We start from the raw sequence: 21,775 nt of genomic DNA, 5'->3' as shown, positions 1-21,775 counted from the left end.
GAGTACCCCCGACATCCCGACGGGGGTTTAAACCGTATTACAGCAAAATCCGGTTAAAACCGACTAATAATTACTCCGTATTTATTGACAGTAGCTTAGTATCAGTCCTCTTTCATAGGACTGATACTTTGAGGCAGGGGTTTAAAGCCCTGCCGGACTCTTGCTTCTGCGTGCAAGATATAAGTTTCAATCAACAATTCTACTGCTGCTGATTCGCTGGAAAAGCACCCGCTTTCACCGCCACAGTGACAGGTTGTCCGCCGCGGCTTAATTCAAGCTGCAGATCGCTGCCCACTGTACTTTTCTCAACAATTTCTTGTACGCTGCCAGCATCGCTGACTTCTTTACCGTTGATTTTCTTGATGACATCGGCAAGGCGAACTCCAGCTTGTGCCGCGGGAGAATTTTTCGCAACCCCCAAAACTAACACGCCTTTATCTTCAGTCAGCCTCAATTTGGTGTTGGGATTTTGATTAAATTCTCTCTTGATTTCCGGAGTAATGCTTAACATCCGAACGCCGAGATAAGGATGTTCGGCTTTTCCTGCTGTTACTAATTGGTCGGCAATTTGTTGTGCTCGATCGATCGGAATAGCAAAACCCAATCCTTGAGCGCCTTGAATAATCGCCGTATTCATGCCGATAACTTGACCGCGCTGGTTCAGCAGCGGGCCGCCGGAATTGCCGGGATTGATCGCAGCGTCGGTTTGAATAAAGCTGACGCGCTTGTCGGGAACGCCGACATCGGCGCTAGAACGGCCTGTAGCGCTAATAATTCCCACAGTCACAGTATTGTCCAAACCGAGGGGATTACCGATCGCGATCGCCCATTCTCCCGGCTGTAACTCTTCAGATTTGCCCAAACTCACCACAGGCAAATTGTTAGCTTCTATTTTAACAACAGCCACATCAGTAACTGTATCTACGCCTAAAACTTTGCCGACAAATTCGCGGCCATCCTTCAGTTTTACCGTCACCGTATCCGCCCCGTTAACGACGTGAGCGTTAGTCAAAATGCGGCCATCAGAACCAAAAACAAAACCCGAACCGGAACCCCGTTCTACCCGATTTCCCGGTTGAATAGGAGATTCTGAACCGAAGAAGCGGCGGAATTGCTCGGGTATCTCATCTGGAACTGGGTTCGTCACCGTGCGAGACGAATTGATCCGCACCACTGCCGGGCCGACTTCCTGAACAACTTTAGTGACAAAATTAGAGTCTTGAGAGGGTAATATATTCGCAGGCAATGCTGAGATAGGCGCTGTACTTGAAGGTTCAGCTTGAATGGCGTTAGAACTTCCAGGAACTTGAGAAGTTAGGGCGTTGCACCCAACAGTTGCGGTGGAGCCGAGTAAAATAAGGGATAAAAAAGCCAGTTTTTTCGGTAAAGCAAAACGGCGAGAAGTCACAGTGGTAGCAGGCATATTTTTGGTTGACATAGTATTGATTTGATGGCAGTTAGAGCGAGAGTTATAATTATGGTTTTGCATTTTTAGCACCTACTGTAATTAAGTTAGAAGTAAAGGAGCTTTAATTTTAATTCAAGCATTTGTGATGTCTGTTTGACTGGTGGGGTTTACCCTACCAGGTGGGGTATAAACCGGACAGTAGTAAGCAAAGTGTTGATTCCAGCTTTTGAGTGCGATCGAACTGGGTCTGCACTGGCGAATTACTGTCTGAGTGCGATAATACAAACTACGGTAGCAAGCTTGCATATTCCGCATTTCCCGTAAAGTTTTCACAGGATTGATATCCGAAGTCAACAACAATCCTGCACTCAAAAAAACCAGGATTCTCGGAAAAATCTTGGTTGTGAGCGATCGACGTTAACGTAGAAACTGGATTTTTGACCCGGCCTGCATCCAGGAAGGATAGCAGCTAAAGCACCCGAAAGCCTCACCCAAAAGCAGGAAGTAAAAAACCTCTAAAGCCGCAAGCTAAAGTACCAACTAAACTTAAGTCAAAATAGCCTCGAAAAACCCTCTTAAAATCTAAAATTTGAACCTATGGAGGAATTTTATTGCTCCATAGGTTCAATGGAACTAACCGAATCGATTTCCCTCGACTTGTTCCTCGAACTCTCCAAAACATCAACAGTATTCTTAATAAAACCAGCCATCGGCACAGCCACTAACAAACCTGCGACTCCCGCCACCTTAACTCCCACCAGCAGCGCCACTAAAATCCACACAGGATTGAGGCCGATAAAACCGCCTAATAACCGAGGAGCAACCCCGCTTTCAATTATTTGCTCAATTACTGTAGCGACAGCTAAAACTGTGACGCCGAGCCAAAAGTTGTTTAATGTGATCAGCAAACTGACAATGCAAATACTGAAAGGTGCACCGAAGGGAATCATAGTCATTACACCCACACCCAAACCGAACAGAAGTCCGAAGGGAACTCGCATAATTAAAAAAGCAACAGTGATAGACAGTCCCATTAAACCCGCCAAAGTTGCTTGCCCGACGAAGTAGTTGTGGAAGCTTCGCGCCAGCAACTCTCGCAATTGAAGGCTCAGCTTGGAAGGAAACCATTTAAACAATCCTTCCCATACGCGATCGCCGTGCAAGAGCAAGTAGAATGTCACGACTATTGTGAGGAGGAAATTCAACAGACTGTCTGCAGCACCCAAACCAAATCTGAGAATTTCGCCAGTGAGAGACTGCAATTGAAATGAAAGTCGATCGCTCAATTGGGTAGTCAAACCGCTGACATCAATGCGGAGATTACGATTTTCCGCCCAATTGTGGAATGCTTCAATCTGTTCTGTTCCAGAAACTATCCAAGTCGGCAGTCGGGTGGCGAGATCAGTGATTTGGTTTAGGAGAATCGGGGCCAGAGTGAGACCTAAAACCACCAATAGCAGTAAAGTCAAAAACAATACCGACAAAACTGCTCGATCGCGCTTCAAGCCGTATCTGTGCAGAAAGCGCACTGGATAATCTAGCAAAAAAGACAGCACTGTAGCCACTACCAAAACTGTAATCAGGGCGCGAAAATATTCAAAGACTAGGAGGGCTAACCAGCAGTTGAGTACCGCTAGGGGAAATACCAGTCCGTAAGTCCACCACTGCGGCAGTTGAGTGAAACGTCTCATCTAAGTTAACCGAGTTAAAATTTGAGATGCAAGATGCGAGATGGACACTGCTATTTGCCGTTCTCCGTTAACCATTTTATAGTGCATTTATTTATACCCGACTGCTGAAAATTCCCAGTTGCTCGACCCGCAGCGGAAATTGGGTTGCTGGCAGGCACTGCCTGCCACAACCATGTTATACCGTTTGCGCTGATATGGATATATCACCTGCGAAAAAAATATTTTTTGCTGTTGGCAAGGCAGCAGTTGGCAGGGCGCAATTCAACCTTTTTCCCCGTGCCGTTCAATAGCTAATTGAATTAAACGGTCTACTAATTCCGGAAAAGAAATGCCGTCCGCTGCCCACATTTGCGGATACATACTGGTAGCTGTAAAGCCGGGGAAAGTGTTGATTTCGTTAATCAAAACTTCTCCGGTTGATTCAATGTAGAAAAAGTCTACTCGCGCTAAACCTGCCGCGTCTATAGCCAAAAATGCTTGCACTGCCATTTCTTGGATTTGCGAGATAATCGCACCGCTGACTTTTGCCGGGATTGAGCAGTCGGCTTGTCCCTGGGTATATTTTGTTTCGTAGTCGTAGAAATCGCTTTGAAAAGTAATTTCTCCCACCGTTGAAGCTTGGGGATTATCGTTGCCTAAAACTGCACATTCTAATTCTCTAGCAACCACACCCGCTTCGACAATTATCCGCCTGTCGTAGCTGGCGGCGCTGTCGAGTGCTGCTTCTAATTCAGCGCGCGAGCGAGCTTTAGAAATTCCCACAGACGATCCCAAATTCGCAGGTTTGACAAAGCAAGGATAGCCCAAACTTGCTTCAATTTTGTCGCACAGTTTGGGGAAAACGCAAGGATTAGACCAGATTTCGGAACGGTTGACAGCGATGTATTTTACCTGTGGCAAACCAGCCTGAGCAAAAGCCATTTTCATGGCAATTTTATCCATTCCCAGCGCCGAACCTAAAACGCCGGAACCGACAAAAGGAACTTGCATTAATTTCAGTAACCCTTGCACCGTACCGTCTTCACCGTTTGGTCCGTGCAAAACAGGGAACCAAACATCTACGGCATTAAAATTAGGAAACTGTCCAGCGGGCGAGTCGTTTTGTGCTGTTTGTTCCTCTATTTCCAGAGGTTTTCCGGTGGCTAAGACTTGTTGAGGTAATGTTCCCGACAGCCAGCGGCCGTTTTTTTGGATGTAAAAGGGCAGAACTTCGTATTTAGAGGCATTTTCCTCCGCAGCGAGGGCACGGGCGATCGCCCGCGCCGAACTAATTGAGACTTCGTGTTCGCCCGATCGCCCCCCGAACAATAGCCCGATCCGCATGGTTGTCATTTTTTAATACTCCCGGTACTTTTTGACAAATATACACGCAGAGAGCGCAACTAAGGCACATACGAACCGCTTTAAGACTACTTATCTCCTCCCTTCCACTCTTCCTCTGTGTCCTCTGCGCTCTCTGCGGTAAAAAAAATTACATCTTCTTAGAAAAGTTCACAAGTAAGCCGTCCCCTAATCTCATTCCGGTGCTATTTAAAGCATTTCCCCCGTCAAACTAAAAGCGCGAATATCTGTAATTTTAACCCGCACAATTTTACCCGCCAATTCAGCAATATCGCCCTTAAAAAATGTGAGACGATTGCCGCGAGTGCGCCCCATCACCTGAGTTGGATCTTTGAGATTCTGGACTTCCACCAAAACCTCTTCAGTGCGTCCGAAATAGCGCTGCGATCGTTCCATCGCCGTTGTTGTCACTACATGATTGATTCGTTGCAGGCGATCGGCTTTCACCTCCTCAGTCAACTGATTTTCCCACAAAGCCGCCGGCGTCCCAGGGCGAGGGGAATAAGCCGCAGTATTCACCAAATCGAAACCAACATCTTCGATCAACTTCAGAGTCTTCTCAAACTGCGCTTCCGTCTCACCGGGAAAGCCGACAATCGCATCCGCAGTAATCGAAGCATCCGGCATATAACGGCGAATTGTATCAATAATCCGGCGATATTTTTCCTGAGTATAACCCCGCGACATCGCCTTCAAAATATCATTATCTCCCGACTGAAAAGGAATGTGAAAATGCTCGCAAACCTGCGGTAATTCAGCACAAGCCTTAATCAATCTTTCCGTAAAATAGCGCGGGTGGCTAGTAGCAAATCTGAGGCGATCGACACCAGGCACATCCTGCACAAAATAAAGCAAATCCGTCAAAGTATGCTGGTTGCTGCCGTCCGGTTTTGTCCCCGGCAAATCGCGTCCGTAAGCATCAATATTTTGCCCCAACAAAGTTACTTCTTTGTAACCTTGACGGCCCAAATCCTCCATTTCCGCGCGAATTGCCTCCGGCATTCGCGACTGTTCAACCCCGCGAACATTCGGCACAACACAATAAGTGCAGCGTTCATTGCAGCCGTAAATTACATTCACCCAAGCAGTCACCTTGCTGTCGCGGCGTGGCTTAGTAATATCCTCCATAATCTCAACAGCTTCAGTCGCCACAACTTGATTGCCCTCAAAAACTTGTTCCAGCAAATCTTCAAGTCGGTTAGCGTGTTGCGGCCCCATTACTAAGTCTAATTCCGGCACTCTTCGCAGCAGCGCTTCACCTTCCTGCTGCGCGACGCATCCAGCTACAACTAAAGTTAAACCCGGTTCTTGGCGCTTGCGATGAGCTTGCCTTCCGAGGTTAGAATAAACTCTTTGTTCGGCATTATCGCGAATCGTGCAAGTATTGTAGAGAATCAAGCTAGCTTCGTTCGGGTCTTCCGAGAACTCAAAGCCCATATTTTCGAGAATGCCGGCCATCCGTTCCGAGTCGGCTTTATTCATCTGGCATCCGAAAGTAGTGATGTGATAGCGGCGGGGTTTAACGGTCATGGCGAATTGCAGGCAAATAAAAAATATAGGTTTTCAACCTTAACACTTTATTATAACACTTCTGTGTTAAACGACATACGTCTGGTAATTGGGAATTTTAATAATTATAGGGTGTGCAATGCGCCATTTATCGCTACAAATAGTTTTAGATACCGACAAAACCTGCGAATTCGGGTATCTGGCTATTCTGTTTTTTTAGTGAGATAAAAACTGTAAAATAGTTTTGGCAATACCTTGTGCAGCCAAATAAGGAACCCCATTGCCAACTGTTTTAAACATATTAGTCAACGTCATTTTAGCCGGGAGTGCAAAATTTTTTGGCAGTGACTGAATAGCCAATGTTTCTGCAACTGAAATCCGGCGAAGTTTGTAAGGGTGCAAGTGAACTTCGTTATTGCCGTAACAAGCTGTTGGCGAATAACGCCATCGGTGTAATCGCTTGAAAGATTTTTTTGAATCATCTCCTTCATCAACGGAAGCAAATCGCTTAATGCCAGCTTTTGGTTGAAAATAATGTTGGGCATTGGGATGGTTGAGAACGTCATTTTTTTGGAACCAAAATTCTACCGTTAAATTTTGGGGCAGGTCATCAGGACAAGGCAAGAAGTTATCGGCTGCAAAGGCATTTCTCTCAGGCCAAGGATGAGAAAAAACTTCTGATTTGGGATATAATATCTGACTTTCCCAAGGAAATAAACTTTCGGATAACATTTGGCTTTTTTCTTCTAGGGAAATGCCCAGATTTTTGACAAGGTTTTTTCTAATCCCAATCAAAATAATTCTCTCCCTATCTTGCGGGACACCGTATTCTATCGCATTAATTAAACGTTCGGCAAAAACGTATCCCAAATCAGCCAACTGATTTTTGAGTGCGTCGTAAAAAGCTTTATGTTTTTTGGTCCTCCACAAACCTTTGACATTTTCAAATAAAAAGAAATCTGGCTGCTGCTGACAAATCAATTCAATGTATGAAGCTGAAAGTTGACCTTTATCTCCTTCCCCACCCCGATTTTTGCCACCAATAGAAAAGTCAGGACAAGGCGGCCCCGCGATAAATCCCACAATATCGTGATGCTTGCGGGCATCCTGCATTAATTCCCGCAGCCGAAAAGCTGGTTCTCCCCCTACAAGTCGAGTTACATCTGCTTCCTCTCCTTCGCAATATCCGTATTCTGGTAGTGGCAAATTCATGCACTGCCGAGAATAGCGGTATGCTTGCATGAAAGGTGGGAAAATTTCATTGACATACGCTACATTAAAGCCGATCGACTCAAAGCCCAAATCGAGGAAGCCTGAACCTGAAAAAAAAGAGAAAATACAGGGGATGGGGAATTGGGAATGGGGCATGGGGAATTGGGAATGGGGCATGGGGAATGGGGCATGGGAAATTGGGAATTGGGAATTGGTAGAATCGCCGGAGCGGGTTTATGAGATTATTGGTTTGAGGCGATTCTTGTTGGTAAAACGCGCCGCTACAGGTATTATTACAACCATTGGCCGCCTCGGAAACGCCAGTGGGGAAACAAAATCCGCATCAGTGTTTGCGACGCCAGATAAATAGCCAGCCACACTAAACTATAATGCAAAGCAAAAGCTCCCAAGTCAAAATTTTGTGCAGGTATTCCGGGTAAACCGATAATTTTGATTAAAAATAACACAAAAAGTGCTTCCCAAATCCCAGCGAGTAATTGAAACGCGCCGGGCCAATCTCGATCCCAGCGGAACTGCTGGATGTAGATATATAAAGCATCCCAGCCGATGCCCAAAATCGCTACATACCCTAAAATCCAGAAAAAGATTGAGCCTGATTGGGCGGTAATTAAACCCAGAAAAAATGGCAGTGTTACTAAAACGCCGACTGTTGCAAATAATAAAATTCGAGTTTGCCATCGACCAAATAAGGTGGGAGTCATTCGATTTTAGATTTGAGATTTTGGATTTTAGATTGAATGCGAAACGGTTTTGTTTTTAATCAATCTGGAGATTTATTTAACATCCACTTCAACCACTGCACAAACGATCGCCAAACGCTCAATTTCCGCACACCCGGAGATCGGTTGGCGGCCAGACTTTCAACCGATCGCAAGGCGGCGTATTGCAAGCCCAGAAAACTGTCTACGGGCGCGTAAGGCCCTCCCAAAGTAATCGCGCCGGCTGCGTATACCCGGCCTTCTCCGTTGCTAGCAGAAGAATTCCGCAATTCGGGCACTTCAAAATCGTTGTTAACACTCAGCCTGCCCAAACCGTTGAGGGGAAGATTATATTGATCTACCAAATCGTTTAACAAGGGACTGGTTTTTACCTTAGCGTCCAAACCCGTAGCATCAATAATAAAATCAGCTTCTAACTTAATTTGCCCTTTAAGTTCCTTCTCCTGAATGTACGTCACCGTGCGGTTTTGACTGTCGCGCTCGACTCGCTCGACTTCACCGAAGGTAATTTGATACCATCCTTGACTTAAACCTTCTTTGACAATCCGCCGCCAGTCGCTGCGCTGGGCTGTAGTAGTTCCGCCCCAGTCTGTGAGCAACTGCGGCCGCAATTCCGGGGCGGCTTGTTCCAAAAGTACGCGGAGTTCCCCGCCCCAGCAAGCTTTCGGCCAGTTGAAAGGTTGAAATTCGTAGTGATTTTCGACGCTGCGCTCAGCGAGTTTAAATTTGTTACCTTGAGGTTTGGGCGATCGCATCAAATGCAATACTTGAATGTTGCCGTTCCGCTGTCGCGCTTCGTAAATTCGCTGCACAACGCGGGAAGCCACAATTCCCCGGCCTCTAATTAACACGCTGCCGCCGCTGGCCTCCAATTTTTCGTAAACGCCGTCGTGCTTTTCGTAAGCGTTGATAACCGACTCAAAATCCTGGGTTTTTTCGCGATAAGCCTGCAAGTCTGGCAGAAATTGAATGGCGGGATAGCCGGTGGCTAAGTGTACGTATTTGGCGATTAAAAAAGCGTGTTCGCGGTGATCCGCATTCGATCGAGAATAAGCGATCGCGTACCTGCCGTCATCTGTTTTGCGAATTCCCCGCACTCTACCGTAGCGAAACATCTGATTCCACCCAATTCGATCGACTTCCCTGTCAATAGAATCAAACACATTCACCGCGCGAGGCGTATAAGTTTCGGCAAAAGTCGGTTCAGCAAACACCTGCCACATCAACTTCAACGACATCCCTAAACGCCCTTTAAGCAATTCCTGCCAAGCTTCCCGCAAAGCATAGGGAGGCCACCCCCAAATGTTGTCTGGACAAGAGTCAGAATTCGATCGTAGGCGTTCCCGCAGCGGAATTTGAGAATTCAGGCACAGACGCAGATAGCGGGCGTAAGGCTGGTTTTCCATGCCCAAAACTGCAATTCGATCGATTTTTACGCCGCAAATTCTGAGCAAATCCACCCAAATAAAGCTGCCCAAACCGCCGCCAATGGCCGCCCAATCAACTTCTGCTACAGGGAGTCCCATAGATTCGAGCGATCGCATTGACACTTGAGAAGCGTGCAAAAATGCGATCGGCGGAAATTCTCCCCTACTAGCTGTTTGAGGAAGCTGCAACATTATTTGCTGGCCCAATGCCGGGTCTGGCCCATTGGTCTGCGGATTAAAGAAAATGTGAGAATTGACAGACGGCGTTTCTGGGGAATTAACAGCAAAAGAAATGCCGATCGCGTAGGGCCCAACTTGCAGCATATCCCCGTTTGCCAGCACGCAACGGGTTTGGCGAATGCCGTTAACAAAAGTACCGTTGCGGCTACCCGTGTCAGTAAGTAAAATACTGTTACCTTCGCTGCCAATCACTGCATGAAAGCGAGAAACTTGACTGCTGCTGAGGGCAATTCGAGAAACTCGTTTCCCGTTGATAGTGGCGGGCATAGCTTCAAAAATTCGTCCCAAAGCGATGGGTAAGTCGAGTATGGGGGATCGACAATCCCCCGTAGCTGTATCTGTCCAAGTCAGTCGCAGGCGCAAGGGTTGAGAATTCATGATTATTTTTTAAACATCAGCCGTCGGCTTTGAGCTTTCTGCAAAAAAAGATTTTTGAAGTTGAGAGTGTTTAGCGGATACCGTGATTTTCCCTTTTTCTTAAATCTTGCACCATTGTCAATTAGCCTTTTATGAACAGGCTTTCCGGCCTGTTCCACAAGAAAATTCACTCTTTGTGGAACGGGCATCTTGCCCGTTGTTGAGAATGGTGCAACATCTCTGTTTTTCCAACTTTCACGGAGAGATAACCACACTCGCCGCCGCCGCCAAAGAAGTACCGCACCACGGACACCCCGCATTCAACTGTGCGTAAGGCGAAATTCGGCTGCACTTGGGACACTGCAAACCATATTTTGAAGACCCCGTCGGCTGAAAGTTACCAGGTGCGGGAGGCCCCAGCAAAACTGTCTGGGGCGCGGCTACCTGCACCTCCGTGACATTCACCACCTCGATTTGCACTTGGCCTAAATGGATGTGACTTCCCGATTTCAATTTTGCTTCGCCTTGGGCGAGAATTTTTCCATCTACCAGGGGCGGATTGCTTTCGCGCAAATTCCGCACTGCATACTCCTGCAATTCCTGATTAAAAAATATTTCAACGTGCAGCCCCGATACGCTGGGATGCGAAAATACTATATCGCACTTCGCCGGATCGCGCCCTAGCCTCACGGTTCCCGGATTTTTGCTCGGCTGTCCGTTTTCAATTGTCTGAGTTTGACGCACCCCAGCTTCTGTCCATGCTAAAGTGAGCTGGTTTGTCATGATTGTATCGGTTGGCTCAAAAATATAAAAAAATATTAACTGATTTATTTTGAGGACGGAATTTCTCAACAAAAAACTTAATCAGAATTATTGACACAGACTCGATCGCACTTCTAAAAATATTATGTGCACCTATACAAAAAAGCCCTGACTTCGGGGCTTTTAGTGCTCCTATTGGCTTTTTTTGAGAGACTTAATGGCGCTTGTCAGCTTTTGTTGCCAGCAAAATTATTGACCGCAGTGCAGCTTCGTTAAAAAATTGCTGTTCAAGATTTGCCAGCGATTGCTAAAAACTAATTCCTGGGGGGTTTTCACCTTTGCGAAGCTTTGGTGCGCTAGTAACAATTTTTGGATGTGGGGCGATCGAACTACCTCGGTAACTTCGATCGCCCCACATCCTCAAACGTTTACTGTCCTAGTGCTATCTCTCACGCTGCAACTGTGCAATCTTTCATTACAAGGCCAGCCTTGAGAGACTTAAGCTTCGCTCTTGCGGCTTTTCCGACCGCCTTCGCGACCAATTTGAGCCATATGTTCACGATTTCTGCTGACAGCTTCGCCACCTTTTTGACCAGCTTGTCTGGCTTCTTCAGAGGTGAATTCGTGTGCAGTTCCTTTCTCGTGTGCAGCTTTTCCGCCTTTGCTAGCAATTGCGCGCTGTTTTTCTGCATCCATAGAAGCGAATCCGCGTTTGCTTTTCTCAGCCATGACTGTCTCCTTGTTTTTTTCTGATTTTTTAGCTCGATCGCGCCTTCGCCTCCCACTGTCGTGGTTACTCCCAGTCAGTGGTGAGATATCCGACGGTAAATTATGAAACCTCATCAGACGAATCTAAGCTTTTGGTTTAACTCGCAGAATGAATATTTCATAACTTACAAATGTGAACTAAAAATAGTTCACGCCCGGGCACTATAGTTAGAGCCGCCAATTTTTTAAGCTGGTTACTGTCTTTCAATCATTCTATAAACCCCCCAACTTTTATACCTCTTTCTCAGGTATAGTCATTCTTTAGTTCGCTGGAAGGATGGAACCGAAAGCTGATTGGCAGTAGACTCAGAGGATTTTTCGACTTAACCGCGCCCCCTCAAAAATTAAAAGTCCAAAGACGGATGCTTTTTTGGTCTTTTTACTTTTTTTTGAGGCATTCCGCGCTTGCCACTGATCCCTATGTTAGTTGGTCTGCCGATCGAGTTGTTTCTGGTAAGCGATATTTTGGGGCGCAGCGCAGCACGTACTCGATCGCACTTATCAAGTTTACCTTATGACCTATCGAAACATACATCGGCTTTACCCCTGTTTGCGTCCTTAGCGCTGCGCCTATCGTTGATCCCTCTAGCAGCAAGGGTTGCCAACTGCCCCGGTCGAGTCCGACTTCTGAATGTTCTCCAATAAATCGATTTTTGGCAACTCCGATCGTGGCAATCCCTGTCAAAACCCCCAAATGGCAGGCAAGACCGAACCTGCGGGGATGGGCTAGTCCTTGACCGTCGCACAATATCAAGTCTGGCCTCAAACTGATATTTTCTAAAGCTTCGAGAACTGCAGGCACTTCTCGAAAAGACAGGAAACCCGGAATATAAGGAAAAGTTGTAGGACTGCGAACCACAGCTTGCTGCTGCAATTGCAAGTCGGGAAAGCTCAGAACTGTTACAGCGGCCCGCGATAGGTCGTTTGCACTGTCGTAGCCGACATCTACACCGGCGACGTACCGAACTGTGTCCAGTTGATTTTCGGTAATTACCTCTGACCGAAGCTGTTCTTGAATGGCGATCGCCTCTTCAACTGTCTGCGGCCAAGGGTGTCGCTGCAACATTTTGATTTTTCTTCAACCGTTCTCATCTAAGCTTAACTTATTTTCGGGCATTTTTAAACTCTGATTTTTATCGTTTTTCGCTATAAATTCCTAACTTGCCCAAGGAGTCTTTTTTTCTACTCAGGAGGGTTGAGCAAGTCGGGCAGATGCCAATTTTACAAATAGAGTCTGTAGGTCGGAGAGGGAAATTCTATCTTTCGTGGCTTACAGCAACCCGCAAAGGTTTTTGTGGCACGCACCTGCCATTTACCATTAAAATTTACCCAAAAAGTAGCAGTTGAATTCTGATTTTTTCGCTTTCTAGAAAGCTTTCTCTTTCCGATCGCCATTTGATCGCTTGTCGAAGAGCGATCGAGCTATCTATCTATCTACTTCTGCTGTATCTAAAAAAATCCACTTTGTCAAGATAATTGAAACATTTATTCATCAATAATCTCACCCAGCTATAGCAATCCTAAATCATTGGTGAATTTCTTACTCCCTCCCCGAACCCGCAGGGAGGGTTGGAGTGGGGTAAAAATTTACGACTCCTGCAAGGATTGCTATACAAGTGCCATTTTTCATCCCCGCTCATCGAGCTAAAAGATTCCCACACCCTAGTAAATATATGACTTTTGTGAAAAAAAATTAATGAATTTATGAGTCGTTGCACCCTTAACATGAAGTTATAATCTTAGATAATATCGAATATAAAACTAACATCAAGTAATACAACATAGGTGAATCAACATATGAAAACCGTGCAAAGTGTTCAGTACAACCTAGCTCTCTACTTAGTCGGTGGCATCGTCTTCATCATCGCCGCCTTAATTTTAAGACCTTTTGCCCTCGTCGGCCCAGGGGAACGGGGCGTCATGATGCGCTTCGGGAAAGTTCAAGACGTGATTTTAGATGAAGGCATCCACCCGATTTTACCGATCGTCACTTCTGTCAAAACTATCAGCGTGCGGGTACAAAAAACAGATTTGAAAGCCGATGCAGCATCCAAAGATTTGCAAAGCATTACTACAGATTTGGCAGTCAACTGGAATGTTGACCCCGCCAAAGTTAATCAAGTTTTTCAACAAGTTGGAGACGAAGAACAAATTGTGACCAGCATTCTGAGTCCGGCAATTTCGGAAGTTCTCAAAGCAGCAACTTCTAAAAAAACCGCAGAAGAAATTATCACTAAGCGCACCGAACTCAAAACAGAAATCGACAACAGCCTCAAAAAACGTTTGGAACCTTACGGCGTCATCGTCAGAGATGTTTCGTTAATAAATTTTGGCTTTTCTCCAGAATTTAGCAAAGCCATTGAATCCAAACAAATAGCCGAACAAGAAGCTAAACAAGCAGAATTTTCCGTTCAAAAAGCAACCCAAGATGCTCAAGCTGAAATTAACCGTGCTAAAGGTAAAGCTGAAGCTCAACGCTTGCAGCGGCAAACATTAACAGCCGAAATTTTGCAGCAGCAAGCAATTGAAAAATGGAACGGCCAGTTTCCGACAGTAATGGGAGGAGGCGGAACTTTGCCATTAATTAATATTGCGCCGCCGACTTCTCAAGCTACAAGTCCTGCTAAATAAGCTGCTGCAGATCATGATTGCCAGGGCGCGGGGAGAAGGGGAGAGGGGGAGAGAGTCTGAGGGGGAGAAGAATGGAGGGTTTGTCACTGCAGAAGTGAAGATGTGCTTTTTTAAATGCCGAACAGCAAGGGTACAAAATACAACTAACCACTAAGTAAGGTGAAATCCCGCTTACTTAAATGTGGAGATACAATTTGCGTTGCGCGAGTCCTGAAAAACGTTAGAGTAAGAAACAACTCGGAAATTGTAAAGGTTTGCTTGAAAGTTCGGCTGATGGGAGATCGGGAGAACCAGTCAATTTCTAATTTAGGTGAAGTGGGGGATGTCGGCGATCGCCATACTGCATCAGAAGCCCTGTGGCTGCGCGATCGAGCTTTGGCAGCTACTAGCAGTGGCATTGTCATTGCTGACGCTAATGCACCAGATTGTCCCATAATTTATTGCAATCCGGCTTTTGAACGGATGACAGGTTACTGCGCCAGTGAAATCTTGGGGCGTAATTGCCGATTTTTGCAAGGTCCGGATACCGATCGAACTACCGTAGCTAAAATCCGCGAGGCCTTGCGCCAAGGTCGAGAAATCCAGACACCAATTAAAAATTACCGCAAAGACGGCACTCCTTTTTGGAGCAAATTATCGCTATCTCCCGTGCGAGACGACAACGCTAATTTGACTCACTTCGTAGGAGTTCAATCTGACTTGGCGGAACCCATATGTGAAGTGCAGCAAGCATTGCAGCAAGCTAACGACCAACTGCAAACGATTTTGGAAGCAGTTCCGGGAACAGTATCTTGGATTAGCTCGGATTTGCGCTATTTGGGGGTTAACCAGCACTTAGCCAAACTGCATGGTTTGCCGCCGTCGGCTTTTGTTGGTCAAGATATTGGTTTTCTGGGCGCTAGCTCGGATTTTAACTGTTTTGTGGTGGAGTTTTTTGCTGGCGACGCTACGGAAGCGGTTAAAGAACTCAACGTTAAGCTACAAACCGACGGGGGAGAGTCGGAGGGATACTATTTGATTGTGGCTCAAAAGTACGATCGGGGCAAAGCAGCTTGTCTGGTAGGGATAGACATTACCGAGCGCAAGCTGGCAGAAGAAGCTCTGGTGCTGACTCGCAAGGCGGTGGAAAGTTCGAGTGACGCGATCGGCATCAGCGATGCGAACGGCACTCACATCTATCAAAATCAAGCGTTTTCTCAGCTATTTGAATGGGACACCCCAGAGGAATTTAGACTAGCCGGAGGTATATCGGCGGTTTTTGCTGACCCCGCAGTCGCCAGGGAGGTACTCGACACGATCGCCCAAGGTTATTCTTGGTTTGGTGAAATTACTAACTGCACTAAAAGCGGTCAAACTTTGCAAGTTTTGCTGCGGGCCGATGCTATTAAAGACCGCACAGGGAAAATTGTCGGTCTGATTTACATGAATACCGATATTACCGACCAGAAGCGCACGGAACAAGAGCTGCGACAAAGCGAGAAGCGCTTTCGATCGTTGATTGAAAATGCTAGAGACATTATTGTGATTCTCGACGAGAAAGGCTTTTGCCGCTATGTCTCTCCTTCCCTAGAGCGGATTTTGGGCTACCCGACGGCGGAAATCCTCGGCCGGTCTATCTTTGACTTGATTCACCCTGACGAATTGCTGATAGTGGATCAAGTTTTCAAAGGTGTCATGCAAATGCCGAAAGTTAGCCTGGGAATGGCGGAATACCGAGTACAGCACAAGGACGGTTCCTGGTGCGTGTTGGAAGCGGTGGCGACGAATTTGCTCAACGAACCTTCGGTGCGGGGAATTGTGGTCAACTGTCACGACGTGACTGAGCGCAAGATGGCTGAAGAACAACTGTTGCACGATGCTTTGCACGATGCGCTGACAGAGTTGCCGAACCGTGCTTTGTTGACTGACAGGTTGGGGCAAGCTTTTGCCCGTGCCCAACGGCATCCGAGTGAGCAGTTTGCGGTGCTGTTTCTGGATTTGGACAGGTTTAAGGTGATTAATGACAGTCAGGGACACCGCACGGGCGATCGCCTGTTGGTGGCTGTGGCTCGCCGTCTCTTGACTTGTTTGCGCCCAGGGGATACGGTGGCTCGTCTGGGGGGAGATGAGTTTGTGATTTTGCTTGAGGAAATTAAAGGTGTTGATGAGGCGATCGCCCAAGCAAAGGCAATTCTCAAAACGATCGAACGACCGCTTTATTTGGAAGGTAATAAAGTTTTAATTACTGCTAGCATTGGCATTGCTTTGAGTACCGACAAATATCAGTGGCCGGGAGATATTTTGCGCGATGCTGATATTGCAATGTACCGCGCCAAAGCTCTCGGTAAAGCTCGCTACGAAGTTTTTACCAGTGCGATGCACACTCAGGCTGTGGCTTTGATGCACTTGGAACACGATTTACGGGAGTCGGTTGAAGAACTAAATTTGAAATATTCGATAGTGGATTTTGCCTGTGGGACGGCGGCGGAAAACTCGCCGATGAGTGAAATTGATCGCAGATTGGAGCGTCCGAAGCCGCAATTGCCTACTTTAAAATTGGAATGTCCTTTTACTGTTTATTATCAGCCGATCGTTTGTTTGAAAACTGGCTATGTTATCGGATTTGAGTCTTTGGTGCGCTGGCTGCACCCGGAACGGGGTTTAGTTTCCCCTATGGAATTTATTGCGATGGCGGAGGAAACAGGGTTAATTATGCCTTTGGGTTTGTGGGTTTTGAACGAAAGCTGTCGCCAAATTATTCAGTGGCAAAGTTTGAATTTACCTGTGGGAAATTCGCGGCTGACTGTAGCAGTAAATCTTTCCGGGAGGCAGTTTGCGGAACCCGAGTCGATCGAGCAAATTAAACAAGTTTTGCAGGAAACGGGTGTTGACGCTCGGTGTTTGAAGTTGGAGATTACTGAGAGTGTGGTGATGGAAGATGGGGAAGCGGCGGCGGCGATGCTTTCGCAGTTAAGAGACTTGGGTATCGGGCTGTGTATTGATGATTTCGGCACTGGTTATTCGTCTCTGAGTTATTTGCACAAGTTCCCGATTAATATTTTGAAGGTCGATCGCTCTTTTGTCAGTCGCATCGGAGAAAAGGGTGAAAATTTGGAAATCGTGCGGGCGATCGTCATGCTGGCCCGCAGTTTGGGGATGGAGGTAGTGGCAGAAGGTGTCGAAACCGCCGTCCAATTGGCTCAAATGCGGGCGATCGGCTGCGAGTACGGTCAGGGATACTTTTTCTCTAAACCTCTCGACAGTGAGGCAGCTACAGCCTTGTTGAGGCGATCGCCCAAATGGTGAACTGAACCAAATATTTAACCGGATCAAATTGCTTGATTGTCAATAAGGGCGATCGATCTTTTCGTACTCAATGCCTTGAGTGTTAAAATCAAAATTGAGTATAATAGAAAACTATCGAGATAGGTAAAAATATATGTCTCAATCTGTTGTGCCAGCAGTCGAAGAAAAACAGCTCGATACTTCGCCGACATTAACTTTTGAAGAGTACAGAGTTTATCAAAGCAATGACGATGTACAATATGAATTGTACAAAGGCAAATTAATACCGATGGCAACGGCTAGCGCATTACATACAAGCATCTGCGAATTTTGGGTTTATAAATTGCAGCGTTACCTAGCTGAACATAATCTGGATTTAGTCGTAAAAACTTCTGTGGGAGTCAGAACAGAAGATGCTACATCCCGCATTCCCGATGTAGTTGTTTGCACAGAAAGTTTGTGGCAACAAGTTCTTGCCAGACCCGGTTCTGGCATCTTAGACTTGAGCGAAACACCTTTATTTGTAGTAGAAGTAGTGAGCCAAGATCGGCGAGCAGATTATGTACTTAAACGAACAGAATACGAACAGGCTAACGTGCCGGAATATGTGATTGTTGATCCGACACAAAACAGACAGCGGGTGCGAGTTATGGCATTTCCCGAAGGTGATGACGTTTATACACAGGTAGATTACTTGCCGGGTGAGGAAATGGTATCTGTAGTATTTCCCAATCTGAGATTATCAGTCAATGAAATTTTAGATCCGCCATTGGTAGAAGGGTTAATTAAAGCCGAACAAGCTCAATTGCAGCAACTACAAACAGTCGAACAGCGTGCTGAAAGGTTGGCCGCGAGGTTGCGGGAGTTGGGCGTAGATCCTGATGCTGTGTAGGAAATTGGATGAAGTACGTGAAGCGAAGATATCTCGCAGGGAATCGCCCTTTCTCAGCTTCAATCATCTAGCGATAAATCGCGCAGGAAATAAAAGCGATCGCTCCGCCACTCCTCTCCTTGAATTCGCCCTAAGTAACCCGTCAATGGTGAGGAAAGCTCTATTAAAATTTCGTGCATTTCTTTAAGCTTCAATGGCTGAGGTGGATTTGGATTAGCATAATATGCCCCATCAATAGCATCAACTCCAACATTTTCAACCCCTCTGATTTCTAGACGATTTTTCACGATTTTGACAAGGTGCGATCGCACTTTAAGCTTTTCCCGCACATCGTCAATATAGCGATTAACCTTAGCATCGGCTTCCTCACCAAACGGCTGTTGTTCCAAACAAGGTTTTAACTGTAATAAATCGATCGAACCTGGTTGCTTAGCTTTCAGTTCAACCAGCTTTTGCAATGTTTCAGGGCGAATTACATTCATTTTACTACCAATAGCTGCTTGATTAGCTGGATTAGTTAAAGGCCCAGCCGCCAAAATAATTTTAACCGATCGATCGAACCTATCTTGACCCAAATGAGTTAAGCCTAAATGAACCAATTGAGCGGTGACACTATTAGGTACACTTTCATGTTTGCTAGCTTTGCACTCTCCCGCTACTGGATAAGGAGTCTCGCAATAAAAGTCTAAACCACCAGCGCCCCCTGTTGATTCTGGATTGAGACTAGCTTTCGGATTGGTGTTAGAATTGGCAAAACCTAGCTTTACCAAACTTTTGCGGACTAACTTTTCAAATGTATTACCATCGCTAGAGTTGCCAATTTGTGCAATTGTTTTAATCCAATCTAAATCCGGGTCTGGTTGTGTTGTGGGTAATTTTTCCGACCAACCTAGAAACATTTTAATTTCTGCGTCTAGTTGTTTGGCTTTTGGGTTGGTGGTGGATAAATGCACTAATGCACTTTGCAACTCTTCCAATTCTGGATGTTCAGGAGGCTCTAGTTTTTCCAGCTTTTGACGGCGTTTAGCAAAGATAGTATCGCTCAAAACAGGCGTTGAATCAGTAACATTTAGGGATTTTGGCAAAGGTACAAAATTGCCGCTGGGATGCACAGACATTTCCAGCGGCTGAGGTAGCAAATAAACCCGCAGGTAAGCTACAAAAATAAAAGGACGCTGCTGGAGAATTTGCTGTAATGCCTCTGTTTTCCAGACTGTTAACCGCGACAAAGCCTCTAAGGATTCAGGCTCATTCACCATTTGGCACAATTCGCACCTAGCCCAAGCTTTGATCGAAACTTTATCTAAAACTACCAGGGGGAGTTCTAATTGCCCTGACTCTGAAAACAAGCTCATTTGCTTAGGTTTCATCAAGGGCATATTAGAATTATCGGTTGGATAAAGTGCATATTGTTCTCCCGGATTAAACGTTCGCCAAACTATTGCTGCAATCATTCGCCCTTGGATTAAAGCTTCTACGTCTGGGGCAGGTAAACGTATAGCTTTGTCAATGTTGACTAGCGACATGGATTTACTGTTATCGAATATCAAGTTGATAGTTTATGAAAAATCAATTAAAATCGCTAAGCAAATTGTCGCACGCCTCCTCCATTTCTTCCGATAAATCATCCATCATAAAGTCCGCCAGGGTTACGGGATCATCTGCTATCATATCAGTAGGCATCTGATAGGAAGGATCGCTAAGAATTTCTTTAAGCAGGGGGTTATCAACTCCCAGCATTTTCTCAGCACCTTTGTCAAAAATAAACTGAAATATTTGCTCCTCACTTACTCCGTAATCTACTTGGCGTTTTTGATAAACAGCCCGAATAGCTAACAGCGGTTTAATTTCATTTTCTTTCAGTTCTACATACTCTCCACCTTGCTGTTTAATGAGGGGTATAAGATACTTTTGCTCTAAGTGTGAACTGATTTTTTTGTCTCTCGAACGAACCAAACAACCGCGAGTCATACCAAAGGTTTCGTAGTCATTTAACCTTTTCAATCCCGCTCCCAATGCTTGGCCACCATCATACTGAAGGACTGCTACTCCAATACTTATATCGTTTCCATCCTCTTTACCAATTACTTTGAAATTGATGTAATCATCTTTGCCTCCACGTTTCTTAAGTTTATCCGTGACTTCGTTAACTGTAACCCTTTCAAGGGTGTGACCAATTAATGTCTGAAACCCAAAGAATAAAGCATCCGCCAGCACAAAATTTTCTTCTAAATAATTTGTGATCTCTTCCTCTAGCTCTTTGGTAAAAGCAATTTCAACGGGATTAGAAATGCTTTCCTCTTTCGTGGTATCATCAGGCTTCACCATAGGAGGCTTACAATGATCTTTGCACCAGTTTAAAACCTCTCTGACAGTTGGTCTTCCCTTACCAAGCTCACTAAGTTGACTTTTAGTAAATGGATACGTGGGATCAAGAGACACTAAGTTTCGCAGTTGATAATATTTATTCATCCAAAATGTAACAAAGTTAAAAATTGATTCCCCATCCATGTACTTTAAGTCAATTGGATTTCCATGAGCAGAAACCTTACCGTACACTCCACCAGGTAGTTGTTTTATTCTATTGCTCCATTGAGCAGGCATCATTACGCTCAGTATCAAACCTCTGCTGAGATTTTGAAATAAATCTTTGATTAGTCCAGCAACAATCTGGCTGATGTGTAAGCCACTAATATCGTCGTAGATTTCTTGATCTAATTCGTCAAAGCAAATTACAAGTTCATTGTACTCACTAATCAAATCTAAAATTTGTAGAACCGCCTCAAAAGATTGGCATTGACTCGGTAATTCCAACTCATTAGCTTTGTATTGAGCAAGCTCTTGACCCTGTAACCATTTGATTGCATAAGGTGATTGTTCGTCTGAAAGCGTCCAGAAAATTGCCTTGACAATATCTGGATCGTTAATATTTTTGGCTTGCCGGAATTGTTTGGTTAAATTTTTTACCCATGTTTTCACTTTTTGGAGTGTGTTTGCCTTGAATTTTTCCAAAAATTCTTGAGTAGAAAAAACTTTAGCATTTGCTTTGGTAACCTTTAAAGCATGGTTAGCCATTGCCGTGGCGAGTTCTTGCCACTGTGTCACCCCTTCTCTGCCAATATTACTAAGGCTCTCGGCTAATATTCGCTGAAAGCCTTGCTTGATTTTATGTATGTCACCATATTGGTTAGCGTAGACAAATAACCCTCCTCCATCCTTCTGTAGGCGATGGCGGATACGGCTAATAATATGAGTTTTGCCAGTTCCATCCTGAGCCGTTATAGCAATTGAAGTTGTTGAATATTGACCTGCACGAATTTGCTCAAGTACCTGAAAAACTGTATCAGAAGCATGGGAATTTATTGTTTCAAAATCAAATAATTCCTTGTCCCAAACATCACTAGCATTCAGATAAGGAGGTTTAGCAAAAGGATTCTGACTTAAGAGAGCAGCGTTAAGCTCTTCAGTGGAAGAAACAGAAGAATTAGTCATGGCTTTTTGTGTGAGGTTAACGAATTTACAAAAGGATTTAG

At 45.4% G+C, this 21,775-nt stretch carries 16 protein-coding genes; 3 read left to right on the top strand and 13 right to left on the bottom strand.

Features of this window, described 5'->3' with window-relative positions:
• Window positions 1-199 precede the first annotated feature (199 nt).
• The 11 genes from QT979_RS00170 to nfi all read right to left on the bottom strand — a co-directional run bounded on the left by QT979_RS00170 (window position 200) and on the right by nfi (window position 12,521).
• Window positions 200-1,438, bottom strand: a complete 1,239-nt coding sequence (locus QT979_RS00170) for an HhoA/HhoB/HtrA family serine endopeptidase (RefSeq protein WP_445242618.1) — start codon at window positions 1,436-1,438, stop codon at window positions 200-202.
• Window positions 1,439-1,540: 102 nt separating this feature from the next.
• Window positions 1,541-1,780, bottom strand: coding sequence for a hypothetical protein (locus QT979_RS00165; RefSeq protein ID WP_333230598.1), 240 nt, complete (start codon window positions 1,778-1,780; stop codon window positions 1,541-1,543).
• A gap of 236 nt (window positions 1,781-2,016) precedes the next feature.
• The gene (locus QT979_RS00160) at window positions 2,017-3,099 is read right to left on the bottom strand and encodes an AI-2E family transporter (RefSeq protein WP_333307362.1); all 1,083 of its coding nucleotides are present in this window, start codon (window positions 3,097-3,099) and stop codon (window positions 2,017-2,019) included.
• 261 nt (window positions 3,100-3,360) lie between these two features.
• Window positions 3,361-4,431 carry a D-alanine--D-alanine ligase family protein gene (locus tag QT979_RS00155; RefSeq protein WP_333230599.1) on the bottom strand — a complete coding sequence of 357 codons (1,071 nt, stop codon included), beginning with the start codon at window positions 4,429-4,431 and terminating at the stop codon, window positions 3,361-3,363.
• Window positions 4,432-4,629: 198 nt separating this feature from the next.
• A complete protein-coding gene (gene miaB / locus QT979_RS00150; protein ID WP_333163413.1) occupies window positions 4,630-5,970 on the bottom strand; it encodes a tRNA (N6-isopentenyl adenosine(37)-C2)-methylthiotransferase MiaB in 1,341 nt (446 codons plus the stop codon).
• A gap of 195 nt (window positions 5,971-6,165) precedes the next feature.
• Window positions 6,166-7,317, bottom strand: coding sequence for a DNA cytosine methyltransferase (locus QT979_RS00145; protein WP_333307359.1), 1,152 nt, complete (start codon window positions 7,315-7,317; stop codon window positions 6,166-6,168).
• 137 nt (window positions 7,318-7,454) lie between these two features.
• Window positions 7,455-7,883 (bottom strand): hypothetical protein, encoded by a 429-nt coding sequence (locus QT979_RS00140; protein ID WP_333307356.1) that lies wholly within the window; start codon window positions 7,881-7,883, stop codon window positions 7,455-7,457.
• A gap of 59 nt (window positions 7,884-7,942) precedes the next feature.
• Complete coding sequence (locus tag QT979_RS00135) at window positions 7,943-9,946, bottom strand: FHA domain-containing protein (protein WP_333307353.1); 2,004 nt, start codon at window positions 9,944-9,946, stop codon at window positions 7,943-7,945.
• A gap of 234 nt (window positions 9,947-10,180) precedes the next feature.
• The gene (locus QT979_RS00130) at window positions 10,181-10,708 is read right to left on the bottom strand and encodes an FHA domain-containing protein (RefSeq protein WP_333212069.1); all 528 of its coding nucleotides are present in this window, start codon (window positions 10,706-10,708) and stop codon (window positions 10,181-10,183) included.
• A gap of 477 nt (window positions 10,709-11,185) precedes the next feature.
• Window positions 11,186-11,416: a KGG domain-containing protein gene (locus QT979_RS00125; protein WP_333083789.1), complete on the bottom strand. Its 231-nt coding sequence runs from the start codon at window positions 11,414-11,416 to the stop codon at window positions 11,186-11,188.
• Window positions 11,417-11,873: 457 nt separating this feature from the next.
• Window positions 11,874-12,521 (bottom strand): deoxyribonuclease V, encoded by a 648-nt coding sequence (gene nfi, locus QT979_RS00120; protein ID WP_333307350.1) that lies wholly within the window; start codon window positions 12,519-12,521, stop codon window positions 11,874-11,876.
• A gap of 731 nt (window positions 12,522-13,252) precedes the next feature.
• Between nfi and QT979_RS00115 the strand changes: the two genes are divergently transcribed.
• The 3 genes from QT979_RS00115 to QT979_RS00105 all read left to right on the top strand — a co-directional run bounded on the left by QT979_RS00115 (window position 13,253) and on the right by QT979_RS00105 (window position 18,242).
• Window positions 13,253-14,086 carry a prohibitin family protein gene (locus tag QT979_RS00115; protein WP_333307347.1) on the top strand — a complete coding sequence of 278 codons (834 nt, stop codon included), beginning with the start codon at window positions 13,253-13,255 and terminating at the stop codon, window positions 14,084-14,086.
• A 273-nt stretch (window positions 14,087-14,359) separates the two neighbouring features.
• The gene (locus tag QT979_RS00110; protein WP_333307344.1) at window positions 14,360-17,371 is read left to right on the top strand and encodes an EAL domain-containing protein; all 3,012 of its coding nucleotides are present in this window, start codon (window positions 14,360-14,362) and stop codon (window positions 17,369-17,371) included.
• A gap of 133 nt (window positions 17,372-17,504) precedes the next feature.
• Window positions 17,505-18,242, top strand: a complete 738-nt coding sequence (locus QT979_RS00105) for a Uma2 family endonuclease (RefSeq protein ID WP_333307342.1) — start codon at window positions 17,505-17,507, stop codon at window positions 18,240-18,242.
• Between the two features lie 59 nt (window positions 18,243-18,301).
• On the opposite strand, the gene QT979_RS00100 is transcribed toward QT979_RS00105, so the two are convergent.
• The gene (locus tag QT979_RS00100) at window positions 18,302-19,768 is read right to left on the bottom strand and encodes a DUF1802 family protein (RefSeq protein WP_333307339.1); all 1,467 of its coding nucleotides are present in this window, start codon (window positions 19,766-19,768) and stop codon (window positions 18,302-18,304) included.
• Window positions 19,769-19,811: 43 nt separating this feature from the next.
• Complete coding sequence (locus QT979_RS00095) at window positions 19,812-21,734, bottom strand: P-loop NTPase fold protein (RefSeq protein WP_333307336.1); 1,923 nt, start codon at window positions 21,732-21,734, stop codon at window positions 19,812-19,814.
• Window positions 21,735-21,775: the final 41 nt, after the last annotated feature.

Source organism: Microcoleus sp. w2-18bC1 (assembly GCF_036700365.1).
Lineage (GTDB): Bacteria > Cyanobacteriota > Cyanobacteriia > Cyanobacteriales > Microcoleaceae > Microcoleus.
Note: the sequence above shows the minus strand (reverse complement) of the source record. Positions and strands in the feature narration are given on the sequence as shown.

Coding starts and splice junctions, on each gene's coding strand:
- QT979_RS00170 (WP_445242618.1), bottom strand. CDS start 1,438: ATGTCAACCAAAAATATGCCTGCTACCACTGTGACTTCTCGCCGTTTT.
- QT979_RS00160 (WP_333307362.1), bottom strand. CDS start 3,099: ATGAGACGTTTCACTCAACTGCCGCAGTGGTGGACTTACGGACTGGTA.
- QT979_RS00155 (WP_333230599.1), bottom strand. CDS start 4,431: ATGACAACCATGCGGATCGGGCTATTGTTCGGGGGGCGATCGGGCGAA.
- miaB (WP_333163413.1), bottom strand. CDS start 5,970: ATGACCGTTAAACCCCGCCGCTATCACATCACTACTTTCGGATGCCAG.
- QT979_RS00145 (WP_333307359.1), bottom strand. CDS start 7,317: ATGCCCCATTCCCAATTCCCCATCCCCTGTATTTTCTCTTTTTTTTCA.
- QT979_RS00140 (WP_333307356.1), bottom strand. CDS start 7,883: ATGACTCCCACCTTATTTGGTCGATGGCAAACTCGAATTTTATTATTT.
- QT979_RS00135 (WP_333307353.1), bottom strand. CDS start 9,946: ATGAATTCTCAACCCTTGCGCCTGCGACTGACTTGGACAGATACAGCT.
- QT979_RS00130 (WP_333212069.1), bottom strand. CDS start 10,708: ATGACAAACCAGCTCACTTTAGCATGGACAGAAGCTGGGGTGCGTCAA.
- QT979_RS00125 (WP_333083789.1), bottom strand. CDS start 11,416: ATGGCTGAGAAAAGCAAACGCGGATTCGCTTCTATGGATGCAGAAAAA.
- nfi (WP_333307350.1), bottom strand. CDS start 12,521: ATGTTGCAGCGACACCCTTGGCCGCAGACAGTTGAAGAGGCGATCGCC.
- QT979_RS00115 (WP_333307347.1), top strand. CDS start 13,253: ATGAAAACCGTGCAAAGTGTTCAGTACAACCTAGCTCTCTACTTAGTC.
- QT979_RS00110 (WP_333307344.1), top strand. CDS start 14,360: ATGGGAGATCGGGAGAACCAGTCAATTTCTAATTTAGGTGAAGTGGGG.
- QT979_RS00105 (WP_333307342.1), top strand. CDS start 17,505: ATGTCTCAATCTGTTGTGCCAGCAGTCGAAGAAAAACAGCTCGATACT.
- QT979_RS00100 (WP_333307339.1), bottom strand. CDS start 19,768: ATGTCGCTAGTCAACATTGACAAAGCTATACGTTTACCTGCCCCAGAC.
- QT979_RS00095 (WP_333307336.1), bottom strand. CDS start 21,734: ATGACTAATTCTTCTGTTTCTTCCACTGAAGAGCTTAACGCTGCTCTC.